Here is a 13,892-nt window from a genome sequence, read left to right on the forward strand (position 1 = left end):
ATTCGGTGGTGTATTCATGAAAGTCGGTATTATGGGTGGAACATTCGATCCTGTGCATATCGGTCATATGTTAGCAGCAGAAGCAGCACTTCAAGGTTGTCATTTAGATGAAGTCTGGTTTATGCCGTCACATATTCCACCGCATAAGCACGAAGCAGGAGCCGGAGGAGATGAACGTCTTCAGATGGTGGAGCTTGCAGTAGGAACGAATCCTGCTTTTCGTACATTGGATATAGAGCTTGTACGCGGAGGTGTATCTTATACAATTGATACGATCCGTGAATTAAAAGCACGCTATACAGAACATGATTTCTTTTTTATTATCGGTGCAGATATGGTAAATTCGTTAACACAATGGCATGGAATTGAAGAGCTAGCACAGGTGCTTACTTTTATCGGTGTCGGTCGTCCAGGTTCTGTGATTCGCAAAGAAGATTTACCTCATTATTTGCAGGAAAAAGTTGTTCTGGTTAAGATGCCACAAGTAGACATTTCGTCGACCGATATCCGTGAACGTCTAGCAACAGGGCAATCTGTTCGTTATATGGTACATGATCAAGTGAATGAATATATAAAAAGGAGCGGAATCTATGAACCTGACACGAGATGAGTTGATGGAATCAGTATCCGCTCAAATGCCACAAAAGCGCTGGAAGCATACCGAAGGTGTGATGCAATCAGCGATTGTACTTGCCAAACGTTATGGTGCTGATCCTGTCAAAGCCGAGATCGCTGCAATCTTGCATGATGTCGCTAAATATTGGACCAGTGATCGCCAGGAGCAAGTGTTACGTGAACATGCTTTGAATGATGAATTATTATTGTATGATAAGCCGTTATGGCATGCTGAAGTGGGAGCATATACGGCACAAGTAGAATATGGTGTAGACGATGAAGAGATATTGAATGCGATTCGTTATCATACTTCTGGACGTGTCGGTATGACTGTTTTGGAAAAAGTGATTTGTTTGGCTGATTATATAGAGCCTGGACGTGATTTTCCAGGAGTTGATCATATTCGTAGTCTAGCTGAGCACAGTCTTGAAGCGGGGTTAGTCGCTGGATTTGACTCAACGATTCAGTTATTGGTTGCCAAACGCCAGATCATTTTTCCTTTGACCGTATTATCTCGCAACGATTTAGTCAAACAGCTACAACTCGAGGGGGAACTTTAATGAAATTGAATCCTGAACAATTATTGCAACTTGCTGTAGAAGCAGCTGAAAGTAAAAAAGCAAGCAATCTAGTAGCACTAGATCTACGTGGTGTCTCTATGATTGCTGATTATTTTGTGATTTGTCACGGTAACTCGGATACACAAGTACAAGCGATTGCTAGCGAAATTCGTAAAGTGATGCATGATGCTAAAGCTGAGATTCGTGGTATGGAAGGTGTAAATGCAGCTCGTTGGGTATTGATGGATTTGGGCGATGTTGTCGTGCATATTTTCCATCGTGATGAGCGTGAATACTATAACATCGAGCGTCTGTGGTCAGATGCTAAAGTGATGGAGAACGTATGAGTTTTGAATCAGGTACAGTATTAACGCTTGAATTAGTGCGTGAAGTGTCGCCGTATGGTTTTTTTCTGTCTGATGGAGAAAACGATGTGTTGCTTCATTACAGTGAAATCACTAAAAAAATCAAGATAGGCGATCATCTGGAAGTGTTTATTTTCCATGATACCGAAGATCGTCTAGCCGCAACGATGAAAAAGCCATTTTTAACGTTAGGTGGAATGGCGAAATTAACAGTTGCTGATCTTCATCCTCGTCTGGGTGCATTTCTTGAAATGGGACTGGGTCGCCAGTTGTTATTACCTCTAAGCGAAATGCCTGAACTCAAAGAACTTCGTCCGCAAATAGGCGATGAAGTCTATGTGATGATGGAGCATGATCGTCAAGGTCGTCTTCGTGCCAAATTAGCAGGTGAACTTGAATTTATGGAGCATACTTTTCACGCTCCTGAATCTTGGGTTAACCTCTGGTTAGATGCACAAGTCTATCGTCCGTTACAAATGGGGACATTTGTGATTGTAGAAGGTGGCGTACTTGGATTCGGTGCACTGGGTATGATTCACCAAAGCGAACGCAGTCGTATGCTTCGTCTAGGTGAAAAAGTCAATGTACGTGTGACTCAAGTTCGTGAAGATGGACGTGTCAATCTATCCATGATTCAGCGTAAAGAAGTCGGTCGCGATCTAGATGCAGAGCGTTTACTTGCATTCTTAAACGAGCGTCCTGACGGAGCGATGCCTTACTCGGATACAACGACACCTGATATTATCAAGCAACGTTTTGGCATTAGTAAATCTGCGTTCAAACGTGCACTTGGTAAATTGATGCGTGAAGGCATTGTCGAGCAGAAAGAAAACTGGACGATGTTAGTCAAGCCAACGGATGCTGCTGAAGCTTCTGCGCCTGACGAAGAACAACAGTCTTAATAGATAACTTGTAGTATGAATTGATCATTCTGTAATCAATATTGCAGATGTACGGAAGGACGGTTAGCGTATTGTCGTACCGGAAGTTTGCTTATGTATATGATGAATTAATGGCAGACATGCCCTATCCAGATTGGTTACGCTTTGTACGTGAAGTCTGGGATAAATATGGTATGCCTCGTACCGTCGCTGAGCTTGGCTGTGGAACAGGGAGCATTACTATTCCACTGGTCAATGCAGGCTTTCAAGTGACAGGAATCGATTTATCTTCGGATATGTTATCTGTTGCTAAAGACAAGCTAGAATCGACTCCGCAAGGACACCGTCTTTTCCAAAACGGGAGTGTCAATTGGGTGTGTCAAAATATGACGCATTGGATACTGCCAGAGCCTGTGGATAGTGTAATTTCATTTTGCGATTGTCTTAATTATTTAACAGAACCTGAATATATCGTAGATACATTCCAATCTACGTATAAAGGTCTCAAATCAGGTGGTACGTTTGTGTTTGATGTTCATCATCCGCAGACCCTACGCCGTTACGATGAAGAGCAACCTTTTATGTTAGATGAGCGTTCTGTTTCATATTTATGGACATGTGAATATGATCAAGTTCGTACTGAGATCGAGCATCATTTGACGATTTTTGCCCGTGCAGGTGAAGAGCGTAATGCTTTATATGAACGATTTGAAGAAACGCATGTTCAGCGTTCATATGATCCAGAATGGCTGAAAACAGAATTAATCAAAGCAGGTTTTCGAGATGTACATTGTTACGCTGACTTTGAATGGGTTGAAGCTGGTAATGATGCGTCTAGATTGTTCTTTGTAGCGATTAAATAATATGATATGCTTTATAAGAAGCTCCCAGTATAGGGAGCTTTTTTGATCTATCTATTTGATTGATCTACACGTAATGCTTTTCAAATTCATAGATGAGGATTTTGAGATGATAACTATTATTCAATCCCTGCTGAACAATCTTACGTTTCTAACCACTACTCTTTTCTTTGGTAATTTAATATTAAAATGGCTTAGTAAACGAATCGATATCCATTCATTGTATGTCAAATTAGTATCTGGTGTATTTGCTGGTGTGATTGGTATTATGCTTACCAAATACTTTTCATTTCGTTTATCAGATATGATCGTGCTGGATCTTCGCCAAGTGGCTATTATCCTTTCCTTTTATTTTGGCGGGGCATTAAGTAGCTTGGTGACTGCTGTTATTATTGGCGTATATCGACTCTTTTTGATTGATCCGATCAATTTTAGTTCATTTATTGGCTTTTTTAATGCGATTTTTACCTTTATTGTGACTGGATTTTTTATCAAAAAAGGCAAAGAGTTAGTCTTATCGCAATGGGTTCGTATGATGTTTGGTATTTTACTTGTATATGGTTTATCTGTTTTTTCTGTATTGGGTGAGAAAGCCTTTTTTACGATTATTATCTTTTCCCTTTTTTATATTCCTGCGGTCTTATTCGTCTACTATTTGCTTCGTTATATGAAACGTACGGATGATGCATTACTACTGATGCGTGAAGCGGTCAATCTCGATTTCTTAACAGGGCTTCATAATCCAAGGGCGTTTGAGAAAATGTTTGAGCAAAAAACAATGAATATAGCGTATCAAGCACAGCCTTTTAGTTTGCTTATGTTTGATCTTGATCATTTTAAACAAGTCAATGATACGTACGGGCATCTGAATGGTGATGTTATTTTGATCCAAGTGGCTCAGTTATTAAAGATGACTATGCGATCGAATGATTATTGTGCTCGTAAAGGCGGAGAAGAATTCGCTGCTATTTTGAATGATTGCACTATAGAAAAGACGCTAAAGATAGCAGAGTCTATTCGTAAAAAGGTCGAAGTTCATCCATTTGAATTAGAAGATGGACAGATTATTCAGGTCACCATCTCAATAGGAATTAGTTGTTATCCGCAAGATCAGCCTGAAAATATGTTTGAACAAGCAGATCGAGCATTGTATGTGGCGAAGTCTTCGGGACGTAATCAGGTGAAGTTAGCTGAACCACTGAAATAAACAGTGCTTGATCTGAAATGCATTTCATACTTTATCATAAAAGCATGATCAGCTTGAAGGAGGAGTATATATGCATCATGAACAGAAAAAAGCGTTTCCGACAGATTTTCTATGGGGTTCTGCTTCAGCAGCCTATCAGGTAGAAGGAGCTTGGGATGAAGATGGTAAAGGGCCTTCGATGTGGGATTCTTTTACCAAAATTCCAGGGAAAACGTTTAAAGGAACTAACGGAGATGTAGCGGTAGATCATTATCATCGTTATAAAGAAGATATTGCTTTGATGGCAAAGCAAGGGCTTAAAGCATATCGCTTTTCGATTAGTTGGCCTCGTATTTATCCGCAAGGTAAAGGGGAAGTCAATGAAGCAGGTTTAGTGTTCTATGATCAATTGATTGATGAATTGATTGCGAATCAGATCGAACCTGTATTAACGCTATATCACTGGGATGCACCTCAAGCGCTTGCCGATGAGTATGGAGCATGGGAATCCAGAGAAATGATTGAAGATTTCAACCAGTATTGCATCACATTGTATAAGCGTTATGGAGATCGTGTGAAGTATTGGGTATCTTTAAATGAGCAAAATTATAACTCGAATCATGCTTTTATTACAGCGATGCATCCACCCGGTGTACATGATCGCAAACGATTTTACGAAGCGAACCATATTGCTTTTCTTGCGAATGCCAAAGCGATCGAATCATTCCGTCAATATGTACCAAACGGTAAAATAGGACCTAGCTTTGCGTATTCTCCTTCGTATCCAGCGAGTAGCCAACCTCGTGATATGTTAGCGTATGAGAATGCGGAAGAGTTTCAAAATAATTGGTGGCTGGATACGTATTGTCTCGGTCATTATCCACAGGTAGCACTTCGTTATCTGCAAGAACATGATCTAGCACCAACGTTTGAAGAAGGTGATATTGAACTACTGACCAAAGGTATTCCTGACTTTGTTGGTGTTAATTATTATCAGACGATCACTTATGAGTTCAATCCGATTGATGGTGTCGCTGAAGGTAAAATGAATACGACCGGTCAAAAAGGAAGCAATGAAGATACAGGGCGACCAGGGCTATACAAAACAACACCTAATGGACATTTAGAAACGTCGAACTGGGATTGGGCGATTGATCCGATCGGGCTTCGTATAGGATTACGCCGTATTACAAGTCGTTATGGATTGCCTGTCTTTATTACTGAAAATGGATTAGGTGAATTCGATAAGTTAGAAGCCGATGGAAGTATTCAAGATGATTATCGTATTGATTATTTACGTTCACATCTCGAACAATGCCGTGAAGCTATAGCTGATGGTGTTGATCTGATTGGTTATTGTAGCTGGTCATTTACAGATTTGTTAAGCTGGTTGAATGGCTATCAGAAACGGTATGGATTTGTCTATATTAACCGTGATGAAGACAGTGAAAAAGATATGCGTCGTATTCCGAAAAAAAGCTATTATTGGTATCAACAAGTGATTGAAAGCAACGGCGAACAATTGTAATAAGATTCCTTTATATCTAAATAAACCGTTTATTCTTCGTTAGATGACTAAGAAGAATAAACGGTTTTTATCGTTTTTATCATTTATAAGTTATGATAGAAATAATACACAAAGTTTATTGAAAGGGTATAAACAGAAAGGAGTTACCTCATGGTCAATATCAAACAAATTGCCAAACAAGCAGGCGTATCCGTCACTACAGTCTCCAGAGTGCTCAACCATCATCCTTATGTCAGTGAAGATAAGCGATTGCGTGTTCAGCAAGTGATCGAACAAAATAGCTATACGCCTAATTCACAAGCGATCAGCCTCATTCGTGGCAAAACACGTACAGTGGGCTTGATTTTGCCTTTTAGTCATCATCCGTATTATCATGCCATTATTGCAGGAGTGATGGAAGAAGCTTATCAATATGGATATCATGTATTGTTATGTCAGACTTCATATAATCCAGATCAAGAACGGGAATATCTACATATGCTCAGTACAAGACAAGTGGATGGCGTTATTTCATGTTCACGTGTATTGCCGTGGGCAGAATTTCAGTCCTACAGTGAATCAGGGCCTATAGTCGTCTGTGAGTATACAGAAGAGTCTAATCTATCAGCAGTCTATACTGATCATTATGATGCTTTTTGTAGTGGAATTCAGTATTTATTAGATCGTGGTTATACCCGAATCGGTTATTGTGTCGGTCGCAAAACAAGTGCCAGCAGTCAAGCGCGATTCCGTGCATATCAAAATACACTCCATGCCGCAGGGCTTGAAGTGTATTCAGAGTGGATTTTTCCAGATTGTATTCATATGAGTGATGGCGAACAAATTGCGAAACAGATTGCTGAAATGGATAAACCACCTTCTGCATTAATCGTTACAGGGGATGAAGCTGCCGCAGGTGTGATGTTAGGCGCTCGGCAATATGGTCTAGGTATTCCAGATCAATTAGCGATTATCGGTTATGATAATCAGCCGATCTCCGCAGGCTTGCAACTCACGACGATTGATCAGAATTTGCAAGAAATCGGCAGACAAGCTTTTTCTTTATTTTATGAACGTAGCCTTGATCCTACATTAACTTCAGCCAAACGGCTTATTCCCTATACATTAATCGAACGCAGTAGTGTCTAATATCTATGGTCGTTGATGGATAAATATTTGAATATTAACTGGACTTCTTCATCACATCGACTCGACCGGAAAAGAATGTCGCACCGCCACCCATATCGGCTAAGCGATCAGGTGTTAGAGCATTCACTAGATGTGTCGCTTGATTGTTATCTGTATCTGCCCACAGTCCTTGACTGACGACAACGCCCGGTAATACATGTTCACCTACCGTAGCAAGCAATTCACAAGAACCACGCTCGTTCCAGACGGTGACCCAGTCTCCATCTTCGATACCTGCATTCTGTGCATCAGTAGTATTCATAAATAGCTTCGGTGTTTTTTCAAGACCGATATGCTTGGCATTATTAGAGAATGTTGAATTCAAAAAGTTATGATTAGGACCCGGCACAAAAATATAAGGATGGGTACCTTGTTCTTGAAGTGGTGTATAGGTTGGCAATGGAGGTAATCCATCACGTTCCATATCTTTAGAATACAATTCGATCTTACCGCTAGGTGTAGGTAAGCGATCCGGGAAAATATATTGTCGATCTGCTTTGACATATTGATGCTGGACTAACGAATCATACGTAATCGGCTTAAGTGCAGGATTCGCAGGGTGATCGAGCGCTTGACGAATTAACTGTTCATCGCTGTCTTGTAATGCTTGTTCTTCATACCCCATAGCTGTAGCAAGTAAGCGAAAGACTTCAGTATTCGATTTACTTTCACCATAGCGAGCAATAACAGGTTGTTGAATCTGCATATAATGATGCCAGTAAGACGCATAGAAATCTGTATTTTCAAAAGCAGATGTAGCTGGTAAAACGATATCTGCATACTTAGCGGTTTCGGTTAAAAAGAGATCATGAACCACTGTAAATAAATCTTCACGCGCTAATCCTTGACGCACTTTACTAGATTCAGGAGTGACAACAGCAGGATTCGAATTATACACATACAGAGACTGTACAGGTTCAGATTCTTCTAATAATACACGACCCAATTGGTTCATATTGAAAGAGCGTGTATTGCGATTGATGAGCAAGTCTGGACGCTGTAATGCTTCTTCGTTAAAGCTAAGCTGGAATGTATTGGATTTGATTGCACCACCGCCACGTACTAACCATTGCCCTGTAATCGCAGGCAGACACGTAATGGTACGTACATTCATACCACCATTATCATGATGTTGTAATCCATTTCCGATGCGAATTAGAGAAGGGCTGGCATCTCCATACATACGTGTTAAACGATACAGATCATCGACAGGTACGCCTGTAATCGCAGATACTGTGGCTGGATCGTATTGTTTCACATGCTCACGAAGTTGTTCATGCCCTACAGTATATTGCTCCATAAAAGCTTGGTCTACTTTATGTTCGGCAAATAAAATATGCATCATGCCTAGAGCAAGTGCACTATCCGTCCCCGGCAAAATAGGGATAAACCAATCCGCTGATCGACCGGTTTGATTTTTGTGAACATCGATAACAATCACTTTAGCGCCTTTTTTGCGAGCTTGTTGAGCTAAAGTGACTTGATGCATATTAGTACTTACTGCATTGATTCCCCAGAAAATAAAAAGCTGTGTATCTACAGTATCTTCAGGATCGGTACCGATACTGCCACCCATTGTATATTTATATCCTGCTGAACCGGCAGCTGTACAAATCGTACGTTCTAGTAGACTGGCACCCATATGATGGAAAAAGCGACGATCCATACCTTCTGCTGACAGATTGCCCATATTTCCGTAGAAACTGTAAGGAAGAATACTTTCAGGACCGGATGTAGCAATCATTTGTTTCCAATTCGATGTAATGATAGAGATAGCTTCCTCCCACGAAATAGGCTCAAATGATCCTTCTCCTTTAGCACCAACACGTTTAAGCGGAGTCGTCAGACGCTTCGTATCATAGATACGTTCAGCCATATTGCGAACTTTATTGCAGATATTGCCTTTAGTAACAGGATGATTAGGGTCGCCTGCAATTTTGACGATTTTACCCTTTTCTTTATGAACAAGCAGTCCGCATTGATCGGGACAATCGAGTGAGCAGACAGAAGGAAATACCCCATCTTGTTGATCAATATAAGTAGACATATACCAAGCTCCTTTCAAAATACATCAAACAATTTAAATTATACATACGATGTGTACATGTTGTGTTTATCATAAATCAAATTTTAGATTTAATGTTGACTTTTTTACTAGGTTTAATTAGAATTAAGAAAATTATTTCGAATTCGACAAAATTAGATGTTTTATACCTTATCGTGTCTGATCCTGATTTGCAAGTTTTTTCGACAACTGCATACATTAGATTTTCTATCCAGAGAGGTGGAGGGACTGGCCCTACGAAACCTCGGCAAAAACGTGCCAATTCCAGCAAGCTTGAATCGCTTGGGAGATAGGAAAGCAGGATGAATTATTGCATTAGCTGTTTGTAAATATACAACAGTATAGTGAATATTTAGATAACCTCTTTCCTTGATTTGGGAAAGAGGTTTTTTATATTTTATCCTTTTACTCATCATATCTATATCTCATATGATCCTTCCATTTGGATCAAAAGGAGAACATGCTATAAGTTCATACTTTCTTACTTTAAAGCTTCACTTAAATAACACTGCACCTAAGTGTACCAAAGGAGATTCAATAATGAAAATATTAATTACTGCCCCTTATAACGAACAAGGTCGTCAGCAACTCGCGGATACTTTTGGAGAAGTCATCTATCGTTGTTGGAAAGATCATGGACAAGCCTATCAAGAAGACGAATTAATTTCTTTATTACAAGAAACACAAGCAGATGGACTGATTGCAGAACTTGATCTGGTGACTGAAAAAGTTATTCAATCGGTGCCCAATCTACAATTTATCGGTGTCTGCCGGGGAACACCTTCCAATGTAGATGTTCCTGTTGCCACCAAACACTGTATTCCAGTCTTTTATACGCCTGCCCGTAATGCACAGGCTGTAGCAGAAATGGTTGTAGGCAGTCTGATTACTTTTCTACGTCGTATTATTCCATCCAGCCAATGGTTGGAAGACAAACAATGGCAAAGCGGCAGTTTAACCGCTTATCTCAAATTCAAAGGTAATGAACTAGCAGGGAAAACCGTAGGTATGGTCGGTTTTGGAGCTGTAGCTCAGCGTACCGCAGGTATTCTACGTAGCTTTCCTTGTGATATTCGTTATTACGATCCTTATGTGACAAGCCCGGATCCACGTGATCAGAAAGTATCGTTAGAGGAGTTGTTTTCAACCAGCGATATCATATCAATTCATTTACCGGTCACTGAAGATACCAAAGGATTGATCGATAAAACATTATTACAATCGATGAAAAGCGACGCTATTTTTGTAAATACGGCTCGTTCGATTGTGGTAGATCATGATGCACTGGTTGAACGGTTACAACAGAATCAGATTCGTGGAGCGATTATTGATGTATTTGATCAAGAACCACCACTTCCCAAAGATTATGAATTGATTTCATTGCCGAATGTATTAGCCATTCCGCATCTAGCAGGTGCTACTTATGAAGTAGAAGATCATCATGTAGAGATTATGAATACCGCGTTAATTGATTGGTTCGAACATCAGCAGACCGATGTGAAAGTGCTCTACAATAAAGCAATCTTGGAGGATATGAACAATGACACAACAAGCTTATCTAGTCTTTGATATTGGTACAGGTAATGCCCGTGTAGCCGTTGTTGATATCCATGGGAACGTATTATCGATCGAACGTGCTGATATTGTCTATCACAATGATGAACAGTATCCAGATGCACGTCACTTTGTACCTGAAGTATTGTGGGAACAGATTGCCGGGTTGACGAAGGTGGCATTATCTAGAGTACCTGATATTCATATCACAGCGATTACTTCGACCAGTCAACGTCAAGGAATTGTATTGATCGACGAAGCAGGAGAATCGTATTTAGGATTACCGAATATTGATAACCGTGGACGAGAGTGGGAAGAACAGTATACAGATCTATCGTCTATTTATCATAGAACAGGAAGAACACCATCTGCTTTATTTTCAGCGATGAAATTAGTCGGGTTACGTGAACGCCGTTCGGAGCAGTATCAACGGTTACATCGTTTGACAAGTATTAGTGATTGGGTGACATATACGCTCAGTGGATCGTTAAGTTATGAACCTTCTCAAGCATGTGAGACTCTTTTATACGATGTAGAGCAAGGAAACTGGTCAGACGAGATGTGTAGTGTACTTGGAATCTCACCTACTGTATTGCCAGAGTTGGTGTCTTCAGGCAGTGTACTTGGGACAGTCATACCCGCTATAGCAGCAGAGTTAAATCTACCTATACATACACCTGTGATCGTAGGTGGTGGAGATACACAACTGGCTATTCATAGTACAGAAGCAGAGGCTGAAGATATTGTTATCGTATCAGGCACTACGACACCTATCGCTAAGATTACAAGTACATTTACTACTGATGATTCAGCGCAAGCATGGATTAATGCGTATACGACACCTCATCAATTTTTGATCGAAACCAATCCAGGCATTACAGGCTTGAATTATCAGAAATTGCAATCTATTTTCTATCCTAATGAAGGATATGACGTGATGGAGCAAGAGATGGATGCGCTTGGCGAAAGTCAATGTATTGCAGCCTTAGGTTCTTATCTATCTTCTGCCAAAAATGCACGTGTACGTGGTGGATTTGTATTTGATGCTCCATTATCAGATCAATTAAGTCGTGCTCATTTTGTCAGATCCGCCTTACATGAGATTGCATTTTCAATCAAAGTGAACTTCGATCAACTGGCACAAGTGGTAGCACTAGATCGTTCGTATATCTGGGCATGTGGCGGAGGATTACAAAGCCGTACTCTGATCCAAAGTATTGCGGATCTGTTGGGCAAAGAAATTCGGATTCGTGCTGGGTTCGAACATGCATCTATTGTCGGTGCCGCTTATATCTGTAATGAAGCTTTGAGTATAGATTCAACGCAAGAAGAACAGATAGAATCTTTTTATCCTCAATCTTCAGATCAATTGCAAAAAGATTATCAACAATGGCATGCGGCACAGCTCTTTTTTGCACAATTACAATTAGCAGAATCAGCACCAACCCCTTCTGGATAAAAAATAATTACTTTTGATGGTACACATCAATATCCATAGTCAAAAAAGAAAAGGAGTGTGGAGTATGAATATATTGGATCGAGTCGGTATCCCCAAAACACTAGTCTGGGGCTATCTCGGAGTATTGATTTTTATGATGGGAGATGGGTTAGAAGCAGGTTGGTTAAGTCCTTATTTGGTTGAACGAGGACTTAGTGTACAACAAGCCAGTCTACTATTTACTGTATACGGAGTCACTCTTGCAATAGCTTCATGGTTCTCAGGCGTATTTTTAGAAGCATTTGGAGCGAAGAAGTCGATGTTGATTGGATTTATCGCTTATGTAATCGGTACGTCTGCTTTTATCGCTTTTGGCATCACTGATTTGAACTATCCAATAATGTTGTTAACGTATGCTGTCAAAGGATTCGGATATCCATTATTTGCGTATTCCTTTTTAACATGGGTCACTTATCGTAGTCCTGAAAATAAATTAAGTACTGCGATTGGTTGGTTCTGGGTTGCTTATTCCGGAGGTATGTTTGTATTGGGAGCTTATTATTCCAGTTATGCAATCAAACATCTAGGGTATATGCAGACATTATGGAGTGCTGTAGTACTTGCAGGAATCGGAGCTATTTTTGCTTTGTTAATCAATCGTGATCGCTTACCGAAAAAAGCAGGCAATGCCCGTGAAACATTACGTGAACTCAGCAAAGGCTTAACCATTGTCAAAACGCATCCCAAAGTCGGATTGAGTGGGATCGTACGGGTTATCAATAGTGTAGGTTCCTACGGATTCCCTGTATTTTTACCATTACATATGGCACAGTACGGTATACAAACCGGTACATGGCTCAATATTTGGGGAACGATTTTTTTAGGTAATATCGTATTCAATCTACTATTCGGGATTATCGGTGACAAGTTTGGTTGGAGACAGACGGTGATGTGGTTTGGTGGAGTGGGATGTGGAATTTTCACATTATTACTATTCTATGTTCCTGAATGGACGAACGGTAATTTGTGGATTACAACGATTGTTGGATTTATCTGGGGTGGATTATTAGCCGGTTATGTTCCAATCGCTGCACTTGCTCCATCGGTTGCAGGTGGAAATAAAGGGCCTGCCATGTCGATCGTGAATCTAGGTGCGGGGTTATCTGCATTTATTGCGCCTGCAATTGCTTTTGCTTTTATTGGTACGATCGGTGCAGAAGGGGTCGTATGGATATTTGCTATCCTTTATTTTATCAGCGCAATTATTACCAAATTTATTACAACACCTGAAGAAGATGCCGCCAAATTAGCAGGCAAACGCAAAGTGCAAGAGAATATTGCGTAATCATTGACTTTCACAGGTGAATTTTTTAAAATAGAACTATTGTTATATTTTATAATACAATGCTCAGTGAAAAGGAATAGTAATATCAGTAAGCATGTAATGATAGAGAGTCGACGGGTGGTGCAAGTCGATATGATACTGGTATGAACTCACCTTGGAGATATGTTGCAAGAATATGTGGCACGCTGTGATCGTTAGCGATACATAGTCAGCGTTGTTATGATAGTTCTGAACGACATCGGCTTCCTACCGTTATCAGGCAACTAAGTGAGTGAATAGCAAAGTATGCTTGTTCACTAACTAGGGTGGTACCGCGAGACACAACCTC

Annotated in this window: 12 protein-coding genes, 1 riboswitch and 1 other annotated feature (1 of these 14 running past the window's edge); of the genes, 11 read left to right on the plus strand and 1 reads right to left on the minus strand. The window is 40.3% G+C overall.

Annotation, left to right across the window (positions count from 1 at the left end; genetic code table 11):
- Positions 1 to 16 precede the first annotated feature (16 nt).
- The 8 genes from nadD (at position 17) to RCP16_RS03285 (ending at position 7,123) form a co-directional block, all read left to right on the plus strand.
- The gene (gene nadD / locus RCP16_RS03250; protein WP_069329868.1) at positions 17 to 610 is read left to right on the plus strand and encodes a nicotinate-nucleotide adenylyltransferase; all 594 of its coding nucleotides are present in this window, start codon (positions 17 to 19) and stop codon (positions 608 to 610) included.
- On the plus strand, positions 591 to 1,175 hold the full coding sequence (yqeK, locus tag RCP16_RS03255; RefSeq protein WP_308641668.1) for a bis(5'-nucleosyl)-tetraphosphatase (symmetrical) YqeK: 585 nt from the start codon (positions 591 to 593) through the stop codon (positions 1,173 to 1,175). Before nadD ends, yqeK begins: the two co-directional genes overlap by 20 nt.
- On the plus strand, positions 1,175 to 1,522 hold the full coding sequence (rsfS, locus tag RCP16_RS03260) for a ribosome silencing factor (RefSeq protein WP_069329867.1): 348 nt from the start codon (positions 1,175 to 1,177) through the stop codon (positions 1,520 to 1,522). The genes yqeK and rsfS overlap by 1 nt, the downstream gene beginning before the upstream one ends.
- Positions 1,519 to 2,442 (plus strand): CvfB family protein, encoded by a 924-nt coding sequence (locus RCP16_RS03265; protein ID WP_308641669.1) that lies wholly within the window; start codon positions 1,519 to 1,521, stop codon positions 2,440 to 2,442. Before rsfS ends, RCP16_RS03265 begins: the two co-directional genes overlap by 4 nt.
- Before the next feature lie 47 nt (positions 2,443 to 2,489).
- Positions 2,490 to 3,284: a class I SAM-dependent DNA methyltransferase gene (locus RCP16_RS03270; protein ID WP_308641670.1), complete on the plus strand. Its 795-nt coding sequence runs from the start codon at positions 2,490 to 2,492 to the stop codon at positions 3,282 to 3,284.
- 106 nt (positions 3,285 to 3,390) lie between these two features.
- Positions 3,391 to 4,488, plus strand: a complete 1,098-nt coding sequence (locus RCP16_RS03275; RefSeq protein WP_161594190.1) for a GGDEF domain-containing protein — start codon at positions 3,391 to 3,393, stop codon at positions 4,486 to 4,488.
- A gap of 70 nt (positions 4,489 to 4,558) precedes the next feature.
- Positions 4,559 to 5,995: a glycoside hydrolase family 1 protein gene (locus RCP16_RS03280; RefSeq protein WP_069329864.1), complete on the plus strand. Its 1,437-nt coding sequence runs from the start codon at positions 4,559 to 4,561 to the stop codon at positions 5,993 to 5,995.
- A 150-nt stretch (positions 5,996 to 6,145) separates the two neighbouring features.
- Entirely contained in the window at positions 6,146 to 7,123 is a 978-nt protein-coding gene (locus RCP16_RS03285) for a LacI family DNA-binding transcriptional regulator (RefSeq protein WP_308641671.1), read from the plus strand.
- Positions 7,124 to 7,157: 34 nt separating this feature from the next.
- Here RCP16_RS03285 and RCP16_RS03290 read toward each other — a convergent pair whose 3' ends face one another.
- Positions 7,158 to 9,209 carry a molybdopterin oxidoreductase family protein gene (locus tag RCP16_RS03290; protein ID WP_308641672.1) on the minus strand — a complete coding sequence of 684 codons (2,052 nt, stop codon included), beginning with the start codon at positions 9,207 to 9,209 and terminating at the stop codon, positions 7,158 to 7,160.
- Between the two features lie 222 nt (positions 9,210 to 9,431).
- Positions 9,432 to 9,523: riboswitch (SAM riboswitch) on the plus strand.
- A gap of 244 nt (positions 9,524 to 9,767) precedes the next feature.
- On the opposite strand from RCP16_RS03290, the gene RCP16_RS03295 reads away from it, so the two are divergent.
- From RCP16_RS03295 to RCP16_RS03305, 3 genes are all read left to right on the plus strand, one after another.
- Positions 9,768 to 10,796: a 2-hydroxyacid dehydrogenase gene (locus RCP16_RS03295; protein ID WP_137220794.1), complete on the plus strand. Its 1,029-nt coding sequence runs from the start codon at positions 9,768 to 9,770 to the stop codon at positions 10,794 to 10,796.
- The gene (locus tag RCP16_RS03300) at positions 10,768 to 12,240 is read left to right on the plus strand and encodes an FGGY-family carbohydrate kinase (protein WP_308641673.1); all 1,473 of its coding nucleotides are present in this window, start codon (positions 10,768 to 10,770) and stop codon (positions 12,238 to 12,240) included. The genes RCP16_RS03295 and RCP16_RS03300 overlap by 29 nt, the downstream gene beginning before the upstream one ends.
- Before the next feature lie 70 nt (positions 12,241 to 12,310).
- Complete coding sequence (locus RCP16_RS03305; RefSeq protein WP_308642439.1) at positions 12,311 to 13,564, plus strand: MFS transporter; 1,254 nt, start codon at positions 12,311 to 12,313, stop codon at positions 13,562 to 13,564.
- A 57-nt stretch (positions 13,565 to 13,621) separates the two neighbouring features.
- Positions 13,622 to 13,892 (plus strand) — a binding site (T-box leader); it runs 11 nt beyond the window's last position.

Source organism: Paenibacillus nuruki, from assembly GCF_963311185.1.
In the GTDB taxonomy this organism is placed as follows: Bacteria; Bacillota; Bacilli; order Paenibacillales; family Paenibacillaceae; genus Saccharibacillus; species Saccharibacillus nuruki.

What these genes read in the sequence shown, in the direction of transcription:
- yqeK (WP_308641668.1), top strand. Translation starts at nt 591, where the DNA reads ATGAACCTGACACGAGATGAGTTGATGGAATCAGTATCCGCTCAAATG.
- RCP16_RS03275 (WP_161594190.1), top strand. Translation starts at nt 3,391, where the DNA reads ATGATAACTATTATTCAATCCCTGCTGAACAATCTTACGTTTCTAACC.
- RCP16_RS03295 (WP_137220794.1), top strand. Translation starts at nt 9,768, where the DNA reads ATGAAAATATTAATTACTGCCCCTTATAACGAACAAGGTCGTCAGCAA.
- RCP16_RS03265 (WP_308641669.1), top strand. Translation starts at nt 1,519, where the DNA reads ATGAGTTTTGAATCAGGTACAGTATTAACGCTTGAATTAGTGCGTGAA.
- RCP16_RS03285 (WP_308641671.1), top strand. Translation starts at nt 6,146, where the DNA reads ATGGTCAATATCAAACAAATTGCCAAACAAGCAGGCGTATCCGTCACT.
- nadD (WP_069329868.1), top strand. Translation starts at nt 17, where the DNA reads ATGAAAGTCGGTATTATGGGTGGAACATTCGATCCTGTGCATATCGGT.
- RCP16_RS03290 (WP_308641672.1), bottom strand. Translation starts at nt 9,209, where the DNA reads ATGTCTACTTATATTGATCAACAAGATGGGGTATTTCCTTCTGTCTGC.
- RCP16_RS03300 (WP_308641673.1), top strand. Translation starts at nt 10,768, where the DNA reads ATGACACAACAAGCTTATCTAGTCTTTGATATTGGTACAGGTAATGCC.
- RCP16_RS03280 (WP_069329864.1), top strand. Translation starts at nt 4,559, where the DNA reads ATGCATCATGAACAGAAAAAAGCGTTTCCGACAGATTTTCTATGGGGT.
- rsfS (WP_069329867.1), top strand. Translation starts at nt 1,175, where the DNA reads ATGAAATTGAATCCTGAACAATTATTGCAACTTGCTGTAGAAGCAGCT.
- RCP16_RS03270 (WP_308641670.1), top strand. Translation starts at nt 2,490, where the DNA reads ATGTACGGAAGGACGGTTAGCGTATTGTCGTACCGGAAGTTTGCTTAT.